This is a genomic window from Ornithinimicrobium cryptoxanthini (assembly GCF_023923205.1).
GTDB lineage: Bacteria > Actinomycetota > Actinomycetes > Actinomycetales > Dermatophilaceae > Ornithinicoccus > Ornithinicoccus cryptoxanthini.
Genome location: NZ_CP099490.1, coordinates 610,675 through 628,370 on the forward strand (window position 1 = coordinate 610,675; position 17,696 = coordinate 628,370).

Below are 17,696 nucleotides of genomic sequence, written 5' to 3' on the forward strand. Positions count from 1 at the left end.
CGATGCTGACCCCCCATCACGACGGCTCACCGCTCTACGTCTCGCAGGCTGCCCCCAGTGCAGGCGACACCGTGTCGGTGCGGGTCCGCATCCCGCACGGCTCTCGGGTCGGCGCGGTCCACGTGCGCACGGCACCCGACGGTGAGCAGGAGTTCGTCACGGCCACCCGCACGCACCGCGACGACGTCGAGTCCTGGTGGCAGGCCGAGCTGGTCCTGCACAACCCGGTGACGCACTACCGCTTCCTGCTGGAGGGTGGCCCGGACGGGGCGCAGACTTATCGTTGGCTCAACGGCACCGGGCTGCACCCGCGGGACGTCCCCGACGCCGCGGACTTCCGGATCGTCACCTATCCGGGCCCGCCGACCTGGGCCACGGGTGCCGTGGTCTACCAGGTCTTTCCCGACCGCTTTGCCAGGGACTCCTCCGTGGAGCCCGTCGGCGACCCGGGCGGGCCGCGCACGGATCTGCCGGACTGGGCCACGCCGGCACGGTGGGACGACCCGGTCGAGGAGACGATGGCCGGCTCACAACAGGTCTTCGGTGGCACCCTGGACGGCATCGGCGAACACCTGGACCACCTGGTCGACCTCGGCGTCACGGTCCTGTATCTGACCCCGTTCTTCCCGGCCCGCTCCAACCACCGCTACGACGCCGCCACCTTTGACGCCATCGACCCGATCCTCGGCGACCCGGAGTCGCTGGCCCGTCTCCAGGAGGCGGCCCACGCACGCGGGCTGAAGGTGATGGGCGACATCACCACCAACCACACCGGTGACGCGCACGAGTGGTTCACGGCGGCGCTGGCCGACCCGAGCGGCCCGTATGCCGACTGGTATGTCCGCAACCCTGGTGCGGTCCCCGGGGCGACCCGGGAGTGGATCACCTGGCTGGGCGTGGACAGCCTGCCCAAGCTGGACCACACCAACCCCGCCGTCCGCGACGCCCTGGTGAGCGGTCCGACGTCGGTGATCCAGCGCTGGCTCCAGCCGGGTGCCGGCCTGGACGCCTGGCGGGTGGACGTGGCCAACATGACCGGCCGCTACGCGGGCACCGATGTCAACCACGAGGTCGCCCGGTCGGTGCGGGACGCGGTGGACGCCGTCGCCGCCGAGCACGGGACCGAGCCGCTCCTGGTGGCCGAGCACGTGCACGACCACAGTGCCGACGCGACGGGGGCCGGCTGGCACGGCGTGATGAACTACTCGGGCTTCACCAAGCCGCTGTGGACCTGGCTGCGGCACGAGGGGTTCGCGCCGAAGTTCCTCGGGTCACCGGTGCGCGTCCCACGGCTGGGCGGCGAGCTGGTCGCCGAGACGATGCAGGAGTTCTCCGCCATCGTGCCGTGGCGCTCGCTGAGCCACTCCTTCACGCTGACCGGGTCGCACGACACCACCAGGGTCGCCACCCTCGTGGGGGGCGAACGGGAGCAGATCGTGGTCGCGGCGGGACTGCTGCTGACGGCGCCCGGCATCCCGATGATCTGTTATGGCGACGAGATCGGGATGCCCGGCAACTTCGGCGAGGCAGGGCGCCGGCCGATGCCCTGGGCGGCCGCGCCTGCGGCTCCCGGCGGGGAGCCGGTCGACCCGAACCTGTGGGACGAGGAGCTGCGCACGGCCTATCGCGACCTGGTCCACGCCCGGCGCAACCATCCCGCCCTGGCGGCCGGAGGGATGCGCTGGCTGCACGCCGAGGGCGATGCGCTGATCTTCCTGCGAGAGCACCCTGAGGAGACCGCACTGGTGCACCTCGCGCGCGCCGCCCACCCACCGATCACCCTGCCCGCGGCCGACCTGCCAGGGGCGAGCGCCGGCGCCTCGGCATACGGCCCGGTGGTGCGGACCGACGACGAAGGCGACCTCGCCCTCGCGGCCGACCGGCCTCAGGTGCGGATCTGGACCTGGCGGACCACCGCCCCGACGTGGGAGATGATCGCGTGAGCCGTCTGGCCGACCTGGCTCAGCACGCCGGTGTGAGTGAGGCCACCGTGAGCCGGGTCCTCAACGACCGACCGGGGGTCGCCGCCGGCACGCGGCAGGCGGTGCTCACGGCGCTGGACGTGCTGGGCTATGAGCGTCCGAGCAAGCTGCGCCGCAGCAGCGCCGGACTGGTGGGGCTGGTCGTCCCGGAGCTGACCAACCCGATCTTCCCGGCCTTCGCGCAGGCGGTGGAGACCCACCTGGCAGCCGCCAACTACACCCCGGTGCTGTGCACGCAGGTGCCCGGCGGCATCCACGAGGACGACTACGTCCCGATGCTGCTCGACCGCGGCGTGGCCAGCATCATCTTCATCAGCGGGCTGCACGCGGACAGCAAGGCAGGCGTGGAGCGTTACACGACGCTGCGTGAGCGGGGGCTGCCGATCACCATGATCAACGGTTACCGCGAGGGCGTTGAGGCGACGTTCATCTCCAGCGACGACGTGGCCGGCATGCATCTGGCCGTCCGCCACCTGCGCGAGCTGGGACACACCCGGATCGGACTCGCCACCGGCCCCTCGCGCTATGTCCCGGTGCAGCGCAAGATCGCGGGTTACGCCGAGGCGATGGATGAGCTCCTGCCAGGGCGGGAGCACTTCACGGAGACGACACTCTTCACCGTCGAGGGCGGGGTCGCCGCCGGCCGCAAGCTGCTGGAGCAGGGCGTGACGGCTGTCGTGTGCGGCTCGGACCTGATGGCCCTCGGGGTCATCCGGGCGGTGCGCATGGCGGGCCTGCGCGTGCCGGAGGACGTCTCGGTCATCGGCTCGGACGACTCGCAGCTGGTCGGCTTCACCGACCCTCCGCTGACGACGGTGCGGCAGGACGTCGAGTCGATGAGCGAGGCCGCGGTGACGGCCATCCTGGAGGAGATCCACGGCGAGGAGGTCGTGCACCGGGAGTATCTGTTTGCCCCCGAGCTCATCCTGCGTCGTTCGACCGGTGCCGCGCCCGGTCGTCGCTGACGGCACGATCGGCACCAGCGGCGCGCCGCAGCTCGAGCAGCTCGCGCAGCAGGACCAGCACCTGGCTCTCGTCGTGCAGCCGGTGCTGGGCGAGCGTGGCACCCTCGCCGACCTTGACGCTCACGTCGTGGGGTCCCAGCACCTCGAAGGCGTGCTCGTCGGTGACGTCGTCACCGAGATAGATGGTGGCGTCCACGCCGTGGGCCGCGGCCAGCTCCCGCAGCGCGCTGCCCTTGCCCACGTGCTGGGTCGCCAGCTCCAGGACGCCCTTGCCGGGGGTGACCACCAGGGCAGGATGCCCGGCGGCGACCGCGTGGCCCGCACGCAGCGCCGCCGCCTCGTCAGCCGGTGGCATCCCCCGGGTGTGCAGCACCAGAGAGTGCGGTTTGCGCTCGATCCGAGCGCCGGGGTGCTGCTCGAGCAGAGAGATGAGGTCTGTGTCGAGGGCGCGATAGGTGCTGCGCTCCTCCTCATCCATCACGGGTCCGACCTCGGCATAGGACGTCTCCACCCCGTGACTGCCGATGAGCAGCAGCGGCTGGGCCGCCCCGGAAAGGGTGGTCAGCGTCCCCAGCGCGCGGCCGGACACGATCGCCACAAGGGTGCCGGGGAGGGCGGCGAGCTCACCCAGCGCCTCGATGCTTCCGGGCAGTGGTCGCGCGGCCAGCGGCTCGTCGACCAGAGGCGAGAGGGTCCCGTCGAAATCGACCGCGACCAACAGCGACGGGAGCGCGGCCAGGCGTCGCAGGGCAGCAGACAGGGCGGGCTCTGACGTGGCTGCCCCCGCGCCGCTCATGACGCCCCCGGCTTCGCGGGGGCGGCCTCGAGCGCCGCGAGATATTTGCGTGCCCAGGCGAAGACGTCGTTGGAGCGGACCCGGCGTCGCAGGGCCAACATCCGCTTGCGCTTGGCTGCAGGGTGCTCGTGCATGGCCTCCAGGATGGTCCGCTTGAGCCCGGCGATGTCGTGCGGGTTGCACAGGAACGCCGAGCTGAGCTCGTGGGCCGCCCCGGTGAACTCGCTGAGGACCAGGGCACCGCCACCGTCCCAGCGGCTGGCGACATACTCCTTGGCCACCAGGTTCATCCCGTCCCGCAGCGGAGTGACCAGCAGCACGTCCGCGGCCAGGAAGAGCGCGGCCATCTCCTCCTTGGGGTAGGAGTGGTGCAGGTATTCGACCGCGGCCGCGCCGATCACCGAGTGGTCGCCGTTGATCCGACCCACCTGGGCGTCGATCTGGGCCCGGAGCTCGCGATAGGCGCTGACCCGCTCCCGGCTCGGCGTGGCGATCTGCAGCAGGGTCGCCTGGGTGGGGGTGACGTCGCCGTCGGCGAGCAGCTCGGAGTAGGCGCGCAGCCGGTGCCGGATCCCCTTGGTGTAGTCGAGCCGGTCGATGCCGAGCAGCACCGTCTCGGGGTTGCCCAGCGAGGCGCGGATCTCGCGGGCACGCTCCCGGACCGCGGAGGTGCGGGCGAGCTGGTCGAGGCTGGTGAAGTCGATCGAGATGGGCACGGCGGCGACCCGCACCCGTCGGGGCACGCCGGACCGGTCGTCGTCGGCACCGTCCCACGAGACCACGTCACCGGTGCGGGTCGCCCCCAGGAGCTGGTGGCAGGCCCGGGCAAAGTTGCCGGCATCGGTGGCCCGCTGGAAGCCGAGGAAGTCGGCACCGAGCAGGCCGCGCAGGACCGACGCGCGCCACGGCAGCTGGCCGAAGAGCTCGACGGAGGGGAACGGGATGTGGTTGAACCACCCGATGCGCAGGTCGGGACGCAGGTCACGCAGGAGGGCGGGGACCAGCTGGAGCTGGTAGTCGTGGACCCAGACGGTGGCACCGTGCGCGGCCACCTCCACGATCGCCTCGGCAAAGCGCTGGTTGATCCGCCGGTAGGCCGCCCACCAGCTGCGCCGGTAGTGCGGCTGGACGATCACGTCGTGGTAGAGCGGCCACAGGGTGCCGTTGCAGAACCCCTCGTAGTAGTCGCGAATCTCGTCGGCGGACAGGGCGAGCGGCTGCAGTCGCACACCGTCCCGGGCGAACGGTTCGATGCTCTCCCCGGGGTCGCCGGCCCACCCCACCCAAGCGGCCTCCCGGCCCTCCATCACCGAGTCCATCGCGGTGACCAGGCCACCGGGACTGGTCTGCCAGGTGGACGTGCCGTCGTCGTCGACCACGCGGTCGACAGGCAGCCGGTTGGCCGCTACAACGAGGTCGAACGTGCTCCGGTCGTCAACGGTGCTCTGCGGGGAAACCAAAACCACTCCTGTGCCGTCACAGGCTCGCGAGATGACCGCCCAGGACCGGTTGTCGGGCACGTCGTGGAAACCATCTCGGCAGCCTGATCGTTGCCGTCCTGAGCCTAGTCCGCGGCGAAGTGGGTCGCGATCCGGCAGCGCGGCCGTCGCCTGTGCGGGCGAGCCAAGTCCGAGCCGAAGTCGTCGAGTTGCACGGTTGTCACGAAGGGAACGCAATACGGTGGTAGCCATGAGTGCCGAGTCCACGTCAGTCGAGGGAGCCTCGCCGGCCCCGCGGCGGTTGGGGCGCTACACCCTCGGCACCCGTGTCGGCGAGGGCGGCATGGGCGTGGTCTATCGCGCGCGTCCCGACGGCGCACCGAGCGACGGCAGCGGGGATGTCGCGATGAAGGTGCTGCGACCGCACATCGCGCACGACCCGGACGCGCGCCTGCGGCTGGCCCGGGAGGTGACCACGCTGTCCCGGGTGAGCAGCCCGCGGATCGCGGCCGTCCTCGACGCGGACACGGAGGGGCCGGCCCCCTACATCGTCACCGAGTTCGTCCCCGGCCCACCGCTGGACCAGGTCGTCGCAGACCGTGGCCCCGTCTCCGGTGAGGCGCTGGTGCGGCTGGGACGTGGTCTGTCCGAGGCGCTCAACGCGATCCACCGCGCCGGGATCGTGCACCGTGACCTCAAGCCGGGCAACGTGCTGATGGTCGGCTCCGACCCGGTCGTGATCGACTTCGGCATCGCCCAGGTCGCCGACGACGTGCGCCTGACGATGACCGGCCTGGTGATGGGCACGCCCGGCTATCTCTCGCCCGAGGTGGTCGAGGGCGGGGCAGTCACCGAGGCGACCGACTGGTGGGGCTGGGCGGCCACGCTCGCGTTCGCGGCCAGCGGGCAGCCGCCCTTCGGCCGCGGGCCCATGGCCGTGGTGCTCGACCGGGTGATCCGCGGGCGCACCCAGCTGGAGGAGGTCGACCCGGCGCTGCGGCCCCTGCTCGCGGCGGCACTGGACCCCGAGCCGGACCGGCGGCCGCACAGTGATGAGGTGATGCGTGCCCTGGAGCTGTATGCCGCGCACCGGCCCGTCACCGAGGCGCTGACCATGCACGCGCCCCGGCCCAGAACCGAGCAGGCCGCTCCCCAGACGAGCCTCACCCCGCAGGCGCAGCAGACCAGGGTGCAGCCCGTGCCGCCCACACCACAGACTCGCGTGGCCCCCCAGCAGGTTCCGCTCACGGCTCCTGCCCTGTCTCCTGATGCCGCATCCGGGCCGGCGCCCTACGGCGCCCCGCAGGCTCCCTACGGCGGCCCGGGACAGGATCCATACGCCAACCCGTCGCCATACGACACCCCGGACCGCTTCGGTCAGCCGATGCGCCGGCCGGACCCTCGCATCGGCCGTCCGATGCGCAGCGGCACGCTCGCCACGGCACTGGTCGCGGTCGTGGGTCTCGCGGCTTTGGTGCCTCTGCTGGCGTGGGGCCTGCTGGCGATCTGGTCGGTGCTGGCGCGCACCGTCGACCACTCGGTGACGTCCCTGGTGCTGCGCCGGCACGAGGCGGGGCGCCGGCGCTCCGACGTGCCGCTGGCGGTGATCGCCAGCCCGTGGCACCTCTTCGTGGCGGTGCTGTCGACCGGCCTGGCGATGCTGCTCCCGATCGCCTTCGCGCTCGCCGCGACGGTCATCACCGCCGGCGGACTCACGGCCATGGGAGTGGCCTCGCTCGGGGTCGAGCACCCGGTGCCGGTCGCGGTCGGCACGGCGCTGGGCACCCTGATGGCGTGGTGGGGGCCCGGCGGACTGGCGCTTCGTCGCGGCTCGCGCACGCTGGTGCGCGCCGTGCTGCCCTCTCAGATCGCCTCGCAGATCGTGGCGACGTTGCTGCTCGTCGGTGGTGTCGCGCTGCTGGCGTGGATGGTGCTCGACGGCGGCGAGGTCTCCTGGTGGCCGACCACCTGGACCGACGCGCCCTTCAGCGATCTCATCCCGCAGACGCTGCGCCCCTGACGCTGCGCCCCTGACGCTGCGCCCCTGACGCTGCGCCCCTGACGTGCGACGACGGGGTCTGTCCACAGCAGGCCTAGCCACGATCTGCCGATCTCGGTAGCCTGTCACCCGGTCCACCCGGACCCACAAGTGCATGCCAGCAGCACGCGACGCGTGTGTCCCCCTCAGTGCCTCACCTCGTCACCAGGGGACCCTCTCCGGACGGTCCGGGCGCGTGACGAGGGCGGGGAACCCAGATCGACGTCCCCCGACGTCTTGGGGTGAAGCCGCCACGGCGGCCGGGCACCTGACAGCCCGAACCCGACAGCTAACCCCGCAGGCACACGTCAGGAAGGTAGATCTGTCCATGGCACCTGCCAAGCACCGCAAGCCGCGCACGCCCCTCGCGTGCGCCCCGATCGCGCGCCGCGCGGGCGGCTTCACGGTGGCCGCTGCTGCGGCCGCCGCAGGCATCGGCCTGACCGCGCCTGCCGCGAGCGCCGACTCGGTCTGGGACCGGGTCGCGATGTGCGAGTCCAGCGGCAACTGGTCCATCAACACCGGCAACGGCTTCTATGGCGGGCTGCAGTTCTATCACCCCACCTGGGTCGGTTTCGGCGGCCAGCAGTACGCCAGCTATGCCCACCAGGCGTCCAAGGCCCAGCAGATCGCCGTCGCGCAGAAGGTGCTGGCAGTGCAGGGCCCCGGCGCGTGGCCGGTCTGCTCTGTGCGCGCCGGGCTGACCCGCGACAACGGTGGCGCCAGCACCACCGCCCCGGCCCCGCCGCGTGAGACCACCGCTCCCTCGCGCAGCGCCAGCGCGCAGGTGATGGCACCGCTGGTGCGCGACGGGATCCGCGGCCCGCTGACCACCAAGGCGATCCAGCGCTGGGTCGGCACCACCCAGGACGGCATCTTCGGGCCGATCACGACCAGGGCGCTGCAGACCAAGGTCGGCACTTATCCCGACGGCATCTGGGGCCCGAACTCGCAGGCGGCGCTGCAGGACTACCTCGGCATCTCCCGCGACGGTTCGACCTTCATGAACTACCGCACGGTCCTCGCCCTGCAGAAGCACCTGAACGCCAACGTCATCGGCTGAGTCGCCGGGCAGCTCCAGCTCCAGCCAAGGCGGTGGGTATGCCGACAGGCAGGTAGCATCGTCGTCGTTGCCGGCCGCGGTGGTCGGCTCCTGCGTCGCTGCTCTGCAGCGGCACGCCCCTGTAGCTCAGTTGGTAGAGCATCCGCCTTGTAAGCGGACGGTCGCGGGTTCGACTCCTGTCGGGGGCTCCACGGGCCAGTCTCGAGGAGAGAGATGACGGACACGTCCACCTATGCGGTGATCGGCGCGGGCCCCTCCGGGCTGGCCGCGGCCCGCAACCTGCAGCGGTTCGGCCTGCCGTGGACCGGCTACGAGCTGGCCGACGGTGTCGGCGGGCTGTGGGACATCGAGGCCCCTCGCAGCACGGTGTATGCCTCTGCCCATCTCATCTCGAGCCGGACGACGACCGAGTTCACCGAGCACCCCATGCCGGCGGGCACGCCCGACTACCCCTCGCACCGGCACCTGCTGGACTACTTCGCCTCCTTCGCCGACCGGTTCGACCTGCGCGCGGGCTACCGCTTCGGGACCGAGGTCGCCGAGGTCGTGCCCGACGGCGATCGGTGGGTGGTCCGCAGCACCGGGCCTGGCGGCATACCCCAGGAGCAGACCCACGCCGGGGTGATCATCGCCAACGGCACGCTGTCCGAGCCGAACGTGCCCGACCTGCCCGGCCACTTCGACGGCGAGCTGTTCCACACCGCGGCCTACAAGCACGGCGAGGTCTTCGCCGGCAAGCGGGTCCTCGTCGTCGGTGGCGGCAACTCGGGGTGCGACATCGCCGTCGACGCGGTCCACCACGCCGCCAGCGTCGACATCAGCATGCGCCGCGGCTATCACTTCGTCCCCAAATACGTCTTCGGTCGCCCCGCCGACACGCTCAACGGGGGCCGTCCGCTGCCGGCGCGGATCAAGCAGGCCGTCGACACCCGGCTGCTGCGGATGTTCACCGGCGACCCGACCCGCTTCGGCTTCCCCGAGCCCGACCACAAGCTCTATGAGTCGCACCCGGTTGTCAACAGCCTGATCCTGCACCACGCGGGACACGGGGACGTCACGGTCCGCCCCGACCTGGAGCGTCTCGACGGTGACGGCGTCGTCTTCCGCGACGGGTCCCGGCAGGCCTATGACGTGGTGGTCCTCGCCACCGGCTACCGCCTGCACTACCCGTTCGTGGAGCGCTCGCTGCTCTCCTGGCCGGAGGGCTCCGGGGCACCCTCGCTCTATCTGCAGGTCGCCAGCCCGGCGGTGGACAACCTCTTCGTGGTCGGCATGGTGGAGGCCGCGGGCATCGGCTGGCAGGGCCGTTACGAGCAGGCCGAGCTGGTCGCCGCCTATCTGGCGGCACAACGCAGCGCCCCGGAGCGGGCCGCCACGATGCGGGCCCGGGCGTCGGACCGCTCGAGCTGGCCAGACCTGACCGGAGGCTACGACTACCTGGGTGTGGAGCGGATGGCCTACTACGTCAACAAGGATGCCTACCGCCGCGCGGTCCGCGCGCAGACCGCCGAGCTGGGAGTGACGCCGTGACCGATGTTGACGCGATCCGGATCGCCTTCGACGAGGGGTCGATCACCACCCTGCGGATCGTGCTGGCGCTCATCCTGCTCGGCGTGGCACTGGACACCCGGGTCTCCGACTTCGCCCGGGCGGTGCGCCACCCGTGGGCCATCATCGTGGTCGTCGTCGCCCAGTTCCTCCTGCTGCCGGCCATCACCTTTGCGCTGACGCTCGCGCTGGACCTGCGCGGCTCCATCGCCCTGGGCCTGATCCTCGTGGCGTGCTGCCCACCGGGCAATGTCTCCAACATCCTGACCCACCGGGCGGGCGGCGACGTGGCCCTGTCGGTGTCGATGACGGCCGTCGGCAATGTGCTGTCGATCTTCCTGATGCCGGTGAACCTGGCCTTCTGGGGGTCGCTGCACCCCTCCGGCCGTGACCTGTTGCGCGACATCTCGCTCAACCCGTTCGACATGCTCCTGGAGATCCTGCTCGTCATCGGCCTGCCGTTCGTCGTCGGCATCTTCATCGCCCACCGGTTCCCAGGGTTTGCGGCACGGGCCCGCAGGGTGGTCGGTCCGGTCGCCTTCCTCGGGCTGGCCGGGATCATCGGTGTCGGCATCGCCTCGAACTGGGCGATCTTCACGGCCTACATCGGGCTGGTCGTCGTGGCGGTCTTCGCCCACGACGCCCTGGCGCTCGCGCTCGGATATGTCATCGGCCGGGGCGCGCGGCTGTCGCAGGCGTCGGTCAAGGCCTCCACCTTCGAGGTCGGCATCCGCAACGCGGGGCTGGGTCTGCTGCTGGTCTTCAGCTTCTTCGACGGGCTGGGTGGCATGGCCCTGGTCGCCGCCTGGTGGGGCATCTGGGACATCATCGCGGGCCTGGCCGTGGCGGCCGTATGGCGGGCGCGCACCGGCGTCAGCCCATCGGCCGACGAGCCGGTGGTCGCCGTGGAGAGTGCCCGGTGAAGGTCCTGGTCACCGGGGCGTCGGGCTTCCTGGGCTCCTCCGTGGTGCCGGGCCTGGTCGCCGACGGTCACGCGGTCATCGCCACCGATGTCCGCGACCCCGCGGACCCGACCCCGGGGGTGGTGCACGAGCGGCTCGACGTGCGCGACCGGCATACGGTCTCTGAGGTGGTGGGTCGTCACCGACCCGAGGTCATCGTCCACCTGGCCAGCATCGTGACTCCCGGCAAGGACTCGGACCGGGCCCGCGAGCGGGAGGTCGACGTCGACGGGACCCGCCACGTGCTGGACGCCTGCCGGGAGCACGGCGTGCGGCGCATCGTGGTCTCCTCCAGCGGCGCGGCCTATGGCTACCACGCCGACAACCCGGTGCCGCTGACCGAGACGCACCGGCTGCGCGGCAACGAGGAGTTCGCCTACTCGCACCACAAACGTCTCGTCGAGGAGATGCTGGCGGCCGAGCGGGAGCGCACCCCGGCGCTGGAGCAGGTCATCCTGCGGATCGGGACGATCCTGGGGGAGGCGGTCGACAACCAGATCACCCGGTTGTGGCAGGGGCGGGCGATCCTGGCGATCCGGGGGGCGGACTCGCCGTTCGTGCTGGTGTGGGACCAGGACGTGGTCTCGGTCGTGCGCGCCGCCGTGAGCTCCCCGGCGACGGGCGCGTTCAACGTCGCTGGGGAGGGCTCGGTCACCGTGGCGGAGATCGCCGCGACCCTGGGCAAGCGCACGATCACCGTGCCCGAACCCCTCCTGCGTGGCGTGCTCGCCGTCGGCAAGCGGCTGGGTCTGACTCCGTATGGCCCGGAACAGACGATCTTCCTGGCCCACCGGCCGGTGCTCGACGCGAGCCGGCTGTCGGCGCTGGGGGTGCAGGTGACGCCGACGCGCCAGGTGCTCCGGAGGTACGCCGAGCAGCGGCGCCCCCGCTGACCAGTCAGCCTCGCCGCCACCGCTGTCGAGCCTGCACACCCCACCGGAGCTCCCACTGTCTCGAGAAGGATCCGCCATGGAACGCAAGACCATCGTCATTACCGGAGCCAGCGACGGCATCGGCGCGGCCGCGGCTCGCAAGCTCAAGGCCGACGGGGCGGACGTGGTGCTCGTGGGGCGCAGTCACGACAAGACCCGTGCGGTGGCCGCGGAGCTCGACGCACCCTTTTATCTGGCCGACTACGCCCACCTGGACCAGGTCCGTGCCCTGGCCGCACGCCTCACCGCGGAGCACCCCCGCATCGACGTCCTGGCCAACAATGCTGGCGGCATCATGGGCGAGCGCACGGTGACGCCCGATGGGTTTGAGACGACCTTCCAGGTGAACCACCTCGCAGGCTTCCTCCTGACGCACCTGTTGATGCCCACGCTCATGGCCAGCAACGCCACCGTCATCCAGACTGCGTCGCAGGCCGCCAAGGTGTTTGCCTCGTTTGACATCGACGACCTGCAGAACGAGAAGAACTATGGGGCGCACCGCGCCTATGGCAACGGCAAGTTGGCCAACATCCTGTTCACCCGCGAGCTCCACCGACGGTTTGCCGACCAGGGTCTCTCGGCCGCAGCGTTCCACCCAGGCATCGTGGCCAGCAACTTCGCCCGCGACACCACTCATGTCCTGCGACTCATTTATCACACCCCTGTCATCAGCCGGATCTTCACCAGCTCGCCAAAAAGGGGTGCAGGCACGCTGGTGTGGCTGGCCCAAGGTGTCCCAGGCGAGGACTGGGCAAGCGGGGAGTACTACGAGAAGAAGAAGCCCGCTCGGTCCCGTCCTGAGGCACACCATGACGACCTGGCGCGCCGACTGTGGGAGGCATCCGAGCGCCTGCTCAAGATCCGCGGGTAACCCCGGAGCGCGGCCTGTGCGCTGTCAACCCAGCTGTGGCCGGCGTCCGACTAGGGCACGCACAGTGCGGATCTCCTGGTGGTCCGGGATGTCCTGGAGCGCCAGACGTGCGGCCAGCTCGCGGGCCGGCTCGACGGCGGCGACCACCCGCTCCAGCGGCTCGTCGGCGGGGGTCTGGGCAGCGGTGGCGATCACGGTGAAGCCGAGCCAGGCGGTGGCCTCGCGCACCGGCACCAGGTCCTCGACGCGGTGCGGCTCGTCGCGGATCGCCCGACCTGCGACAGCCGACAGCTCCTGCAGGTCCAGGGAGAGCTCGCGCTGGGCGACCAGCCCCGGACGGTCACCGTGCCGGCCGACGGCCAGCAGCGCGATGGCGTCCGCGCTGGAGCTCAGCACCCGCGACAGGTGCTTCGCGAGCATCTTGCGCCCGGCCCGCCAACCCACGAACCACGGCACGGCCACGCCGCACAGCACGCCGATCGCCGTGTCCACGAGGCGCTCCTGGGCGATCTCCAGAGCCGGCAGCCCCGAGCCGGCGGTGCCGATCGTCAGCGCCAGCGGCGTCATGAACACGACAGCCAGGGTGTAGTTGCGCACCACCAGGAGCTCGACCAGCCCCTGCAGCAGCACGACGGTCGCGACCACCGTCCACGGGCCGCTGCCCGAGAAGCCGCCCAGCAGGAACAGGAGTATGCCGAGGGCCGTGCCCGCGAGCCGTTCCACGGAGCGCACGGCGGTGGACCGTCGGTCCAGGCCGGTGTGCAGGACCAGTGCGGCTGCGGCCATCGCCCAATACATGTGGCTGGTGTCCAGCAGCACCCCGGAGACGATGCCGGCAGCCGCGATGCCAGTGGCGACTCGCAGCGCTGCCTGCAGCGCGGTCGTCGGCCACCGCGTTGCGCGACGGATCAGGTGACGCAGTGAGGGACGCCCGAGCGAGGCGGTCATCGACTCCCTGGCCAGGTCCGGGTTGCCCTGCACCTGGGGCAGCAGCCGTTCGGAGTAGCGCTGCTGGACCACCAGCAGCTCGGTGACCAGCTCCTCCAGGTCGTCCACGGCCTCGTCGTCGGCTAGCGCGCCAAGGTCGCCACGGCCGTCCAGGTGGTCCTCCCTGACCGGGTCCCCTCCGTCCCACAGCGTCGTCCACGCGTCGTGGATCGCGTTGGTGGCCGCGGTGCTCTTGTCCTCCGCGTCCGCGTCACCCGGTGAGGTGTTGATGAACGCCTGGACCGCCCGACCCGCGGCCGCGACGGCCGCGCGCTCCGGCCCGCGCCGGTCGAGCAGCAGGTCGAACAGGGCGATTGGCACCGCGATGGACGCGCCCAGCGCCGTCGCCCCGACCATCGACCACGGGTCGAGGCCGCGCGAGGGCAGATAGCCGCCGATCCCGACGAGCAGCACAAAGAAGAAGGCGCCCGGTGGCCCGAGGCGCAGGGCGTGCGCCAGGAAGGTCGCCACAGCGCCCACGAGCGCGGTGACCAGGACGGACAACAGTGCGTTGCCCGAGGCGAGCGTGCCCAGCGCCATGCACCCGATCAGACCGACGGCGACCAGCAGCAGGACCCGCGCCCGACTGCGCAACGGGCGCCCCGCGCCATACAGCACCGTGAACACTCCCGTGCCGCACAGCAGACCCCATGTGTGGTGCCCGGTCAGGGTGGTGATCGTCAGCGGGATCGCCACGGCCAACGAGGCCCGGGCGGCGATCGGCCAGCGTGTCGGCGGCCGCACCTCCCAGCGCAACCCGCGGAAGGGGGTGGTGGCGGCCACGGCGAGGTGCTCGGCGCCCCGGACCGCGCGTCGGCGGGCTCCGCGCACCGCGCGGCGGGAGAAGCTCATGCCCGCCCCTCACGGGCGGGGCCGGACCCGGGCGCCATCAGGACGTCAGCGCGGAGGCATCCGAAGGGCGCCGTCGAGGCGGATGACCTCACCGTTGAGCAGCGGGTTGTCGACGATGTGAGTGACCAGCGCGGCATACTCCTCCGGCTTGCCCAGGCGGGCCGGGTGCGGCACCAGGGCCTCGAGGGAGGCGCGCACCTCGTCACCCAGGCCGGCCATCATCGGGGTCTCGAAGATGCCCGGCGCGATGGTCATCACGCGGATCCCCTTGTCTGCCAGGTCGCGCGCGGCGGTGATGGTCAACCCCACGATGCCGCCCTTGGAGGAGGCATAGGCAGCCTGCCCGATCTGCCCGTCATAGGCAGCCACGGAGGCAGTCATGAGCACCACGCCGCGGTCGCCGTCGACGGGCTCGTTGGCCGCCATCGCCTCGGCGGCCAGGCGCAGCACGTTGAAGGTGCCGATCAGGTTGATCTCGATGACGGCGCGGTAGGTCTCCAGGTCAAGCGTCCCCTTGCGGGACAGGATGCGGCCCGGTGTGGCGATGCCGGCGCAGTTGACGACGATCCGCAGGGTGCCCAGCTCGGCGGCGGTCGCCACGGCCGCCCGGACGGCGTCCTCGTCCCGCACGTCGGCAGGGGCGAAGCGCACCCGCTCGCCGAGCTCGGCCGCGAGGCCCTCACCCCGCCCGCCTGGCAGGTCGACGAGGACCACGCTCGCGCCCTCCTCCAGCAGCCGGCGGGCGGTGGCCTCGCCGAGACCGCTGGCCCCTCCGGTGATCAGTGCGACGGTGTCCTGGGTGATCTGCATGGCGACCTCTCGTGGTGGGGAACTGCGGGGAGTATGCCGTGGGCTGGCTCAGCGCAGCAGCTGGCGGGAGATCACCAGCCGCTGGATCTGGTTGGTGCCCTCGAAGATCTGGGTGACCTTGGCCTCGCGCATGAACCGCTCGACCGGGAAGTCCTTGGTGTAGCCGTAGCCGCCCAGCACCTGGACGGCGTCGGTGGTGACCTTCATGGCGGCGTCGGTGGCGACCAGCTTGGCGACCGAGGCCTCCTGCGTGTGCGGCAGGTCGGCGTCCTTGAGCCGCGCGGCGTGCAGATAGCAGGCGCGGGCGGCGCCGACGGCTGCCGCCATGTCGGCCAGCAGGAACGCCAGGCCCTGGTTGTCGGCGATCGGCCGGCCGAACTGCTCGCGCTCCTTGGCATAGGCCACCGCCTCGTCGAGAGCGCGCTGGGCCAGGCCGGTCGCGGCGGCAGCGATGCCGAGCCGGCCGGAGTCGAGCGCGGCCAGGGCGATGCCCATGCCCTGCCCGGGCCGGCCGACCAGCCGGTCGTCCTCGACGAAGACCTTGTCGAGCAGGACCTCGCGCACGGTGTCGCAGTCCAGTCCCATCTTGCGCTCAGGCTCGGCGAACGTCAGGCCCTCGGCCCCGGCCGGGACCAGGAAGCAGCTGAGACCGCGCCCGCCGTCGTCGGAGGTGCGGGCAAAGGTGGTGTAGAAGTCGGCGTGCCCGGCGTGGCTGATCCAGGCCTTGCCGCCGGTGAGCTCCCAGCCGCCGTCGACCTTGACCGCGCGGGTGCGGATCGCGGCCACGTCGGAGCCGGCCTGTGGCTCGGACAGGCAGTACGCGCCCAGTTGGTCGCCGGAGAGCATGCCGGTGAGGAACTTCTCCTGCTGCTCGGCCGTGCCGAAGTGGGCCAGCGGCGCGCAGGTCAGGCTGTGCACCGAGACGCCGACCGCGACCGACATCCAGGCGTGGGCGATCTCCTCGACAGCCTGCAGATAGACCTCGTAGGGTTGGCCGCCACCACCCAGCTCCTCGGCATACGGCAAGGAGAGCAGGCCTGCCTGGCCGAGGGTGGCAAACACCTCGCGGGGGAAGCGGGCCGCGGCCTCCGCCTCGTCGACGTGCGGGAGCAGGGCCTCCTTGGCGATGTCGCGGACGAGATCGATCAGGTCGGCGGACTCCTCGGTCGGCATGACGCGCTGCACAGGCATGGCGCGCACTTTACCGCTCAGCAAGGACGGCGTTGATTGCGCCGCAGATGCGGCGATATCATGACGGGTATGCCGCAACTCAGGATCAGTGAGGCCGCCGCTCTGCTCGGGGTCAGTGACGACACGGTGCGCCGCTGGGCCGACCAGGGGCGGCTGCAGGTGGAGCGTTCGGAGACAGGTCGGATGCAGGTGGAGGGCCGCGACCTGGCGGCGCTGGCCCAGGAGCTGGCTGCGGACCAGGGGTCCGGGCTGCACACCTCGGCGCGCAACCAGCTGCGAGGCATCGTCACCAAGGTCACCCGGGACGTCGTGATGGCCCAGGTCGAGCTGCAGTGCGGGCCGTTCCGGGTGGTGTCGCTGATGAGTGCCGAGGCGGTCGACGAGCTCGGTCTCGAGCCGGGTGTGGTCGCCATCGCGTCCATCAAGGCGACCCAGGTGGTCGTCGCCATCCCGGCCGAGAGCTGAGGCCTTGGCCCATGTCGTCCCACAGCCGACCGTCCCCCCGCGGCCTGCCCGCGGTCGCGGGTCTGGTCATCCTCGCCGGTGCTCTGGGTGGCTGCGGGGGTGCCGAGGGCGTCGAAGGTGCCGACGTCCGGGTGTTCGCGGCCGCGTCGCTGACCGACGTCTTCACCGAGTTGGGGCAGCAGTTCGAGTCGGAGCGCGGGACGACGGTGGAGTTCAACTTCGCGGGCAGCTCGGGGCTGGCCCAGCAGATCGTCGAGGGCGCGCCGGCGGATGTGCTCGCGGCAGCGTCGCCCGCGGCGATGGCGCAGGTGACCGACGAGGGCAGGGGCAGTGGCGCGCCGACGACCTTCGCCCGCAACCGGCTGATGATCGCCGTGCCGGCCGGCAACCCGGCCGGGGTGAGCGGGCTGGAGGACCTCACCGATGAGGACCTCACGATCGCGTTGTGTGCCCAGGAGGTGCCCTGCGGTGCGGCCTCGGCCAGGGTCTTCGAGGCGGCCGGGCTGGTGCCCGCGCCGGACACCTTTGAGCGGGATGTGCGCGCGGCGCTGACCAAGGTCGAGCTCGGCGAGGTCGACGCCGCGCTGGTCTATCACACCGACGTCCTGGCAGCGGGGGACGTGGTGGAGGGCATAGGCCTCCCCGAGCCGTCGGAGGGCGTGAACGACTACCCGATCGTGCTGCTGGCCGGCGCCTTCAACCCCGGCGGTGCCCAGGAGTTCATCGACTTCGTCCTCAGCGACACCGGGCGAGCGACCCTGGCGGAGGCCGGCTTTGACCTCCCCTGAGGCGGCT

General features: G+C 71.5%; 15 protein-coding genes, 1 tRNA gene and 1 riboswitch. Of the genes, 11 read left to right on the forward strand and 5 right to left on the reverse strand.

Annotated elements, in window-relative coordinates:
• Positions 1 to 2: 2 nt before the first annotated feature.
• Entirely contained in the window at positions 3 to 1,943 is a 1,941-nt protein-coding gene (locus tag NF557_RS02855; protein ID WP_252621586.1) for a glycoside hydrolase family 13 protein, read from the forward strand.
• Positions 1,940 to 2,947, forward strand: a complete 1,008-nt coding sequence (locus NF557_RS02860) for a LacI family DNA-binding transcriptional regulator (RefSeq protein WP_252621587.1) — start codon at positions 1,940 to 1,942, stop codon at positions 2,945 to 2,947. Before NF557_RS02855 ends, NF557_RS02860 begins: the two co-directional genes overlap by 4 nt.
• Here NF557_RS02860 and otsB read toward each other — a convergent pair.
• Together otsB and NF557_RS02870 are read right to left on the reverse strand one after the other, a co-directional pair.
• Positions 2,904 to 3,743, reverse strand: a complete 840-nt coding sequence (gene otsB, locus NF557_RS02865; protein ID WP_252621588.1) for a trehalose-phosphatase — start codon at positions 3,741 to 3,743, stop codon at positions 2,904 to 2,906. The genes NF557_RS02860 and otsB overlap by 44 nt on opposite strands.
• Positions 3,740 to 5,203 carry an alpha,alpha-trehalose-phosphate synthase (UDP-forming) gene (locus NF557_RS02870; RefSeq protein ID WP_252621589.1) on the reverse strand — a complete coding sequence of 488 codons (1,464 nt, stop codon included), beginning with the start codon at positions 5,201 to 5,203 and terminating at the stop codon, positions 3,740 to 3,742. The genes otsB and NF557_RS02870 overlap by 4 nt, the downstream gene beginning before the upstream one ends.
• A 229-nt stretch (positions 5,204 to 5,432) precedes the next feature.
• On the opposite strand from NF557_RS02870, the gene NF557_RS02875 reads away from it, so the two are divergent.
• From NF557_RS02875 to NF557_RS02905, 7 genes are all read left to right on the forward strand, one after another.
• Positions 5,433 to 7,202, forward strand: coding sequence for a serine/threonine protein kinase (locus NF557_RS02875; RefSeq protein ID WP_252621590.1), 1,770 nt, complete (start codon positions 5,433 to 5,435; stop codon positions 7,200 to 7,202).
• Positions 7,203 to 7,396: 194 nt separating this feature from the next.
• Positions 7,397 to 7,541, forward strand: a riboswitch (cyclic di-AMP (ydaO/yuaA leader).
• A 7-nt stretch (positions 7,542 to 7,548) separates the two neighbouring features.
• Positions 7,549 to 8,283, forward strand: a complete 735-nt coding sequence (locus tag NF557_RS17510) for a transglycosylase family protein (RefSeq protein ID WP_269762008.1) — start codon at positions 7,549 to 7,551, stop codon at positions 8,281 to 8,283.
• Positions 8,284 to 8,398: 115 nt separating this feature from the next.
• Positions 8,399 to 8,474, forward strand: a tRNA-Thr gene (locus tag NF557_RS02885).
• Between the two features lie 22 nt (positions 8,475 to 8,496).
• On the forward strand, positions 8,497 to 9,813 hold the full coding sequence (locus NF557_RS02890) for a flavin-containing monooxygenase (RefSeq protein WP_252621591.1): 1,317 nt from the start codon (positions 8,497 to 8,499) through the stop codon (positions 9,811 to 9,813).
• Complete coding sequence (locus tag NF557_RS02895) at positions 9,810 to 10,754, forward strand: bile acid:sodium symporter family protein (RefSeq protein ID WP_252621592.1); 945 nt, start codon at positions 9,810 to 9,812, stop codon at positions 10,752 to 10,754. Before NF557_RS02890 ends, NF557_RS02895 begins: the two co-directional genes overlap by 4 nt.
• Entirely contained in the window at positions 10,751 to 11,686 is a 936-nt protein-coding gene (locus NF557_RS02900; protein WP_252621593.1) for an NAD-dependent epimerase/dehydratase family protein, read from the forward strand. The genes NF557_RS02895 and NF557_RS02900 overlap by 4 nt, the downstream gene beginning before the upstream one ends.
• A 76-nt stretch (positions 11,687 to 11,762) precedes the next feature.
• Entirely contained in the window at positions 11,763 to 12,596 is an 834-nt protein-coding gene (locus NF557_RS02905) for an SDR family NAD(P)-dependent oxidoreductase (protein ID WP_252621594.1), read from the forward strand.
• A gap of 24 nt (positions 12,597 to 12,620) precedes the next feature.
• On the opposite strand, the gene NF557_RS02910 is transcribed toward NF557_RS02905, so the two are convergent.
• The 3 genes from NF557_RS02910 to NF557_RS02920 are packed head-to-tail and all read right to left on the reverse strand — an operon-like array spanning position 12,621 to position 16,436.
• Positions 12,621 to 14,435, reverse strand: coding sequence for an FUSC family protein (locus tag NF557_RS02910; protein WP_252621595.1), 1,815 nt, complete (start codon positions 14,433 to 14,435; stop codon positions 12,621 to 12,623).
• A 45-nt stretch (positions 14,436 to 14,480) separates the two neighbouring features.
• Positions 14,481 to 15,245, reverse strand: coding sequence for an SDR family NAD(P)-dependent oxidoreductase (locus NF557_RS02915; RefSeq protein ID WP_252621596.1), 765 nt, complete (start codon positions 15,243 to 15,245; stop codon positions 14,481 to 14,483).
• A gap of 48 nt (positions 15,246 to 15,293) precedes the next feature.
• Positions 15,294 to 16,436 (reverse strand): acyl-CoA dehydrogenase family protein, encoded by a 1,143-nt coding sequence (locus NF557_RS02920; protein ID WP_252621597.1) that lies wholly within the window; start codon positions 16,434 to 16,436, stop codon positions 15,294 to 15,296.
• Between the two features lie 69 nt (positions 16,437 to 16,505).
• Here NF557_RS02920 and NF557_RS02925 point away from each other — a divergent pair, with 69 nt between their 5' ends.
• A complete protein-coding gene (locus NF557_RS02925) occupies positions 16,506 to 16,901 on the forward strand; it encodes a TOBE domain-containing protein (protein ID WP_252621598.1) in 396 nt (131 codons plus the stop codon).
• Between the two features lie 11 nt (positions 16,902 to 16,912).
• Positions 16,913 to 17,689, forward strand: coding sequence for a molybdate ABC transporter substrate-binding protein (modA, locus tag NF557_RS02930; protein ID WP_252621599.1), 777 nt, complete (start codon positions 16,913 to 16,915; stop codon positions 17,687 to 17,689).
• Positions 17,690 to 17,696 lie beyond the last annotated feature (7 nt).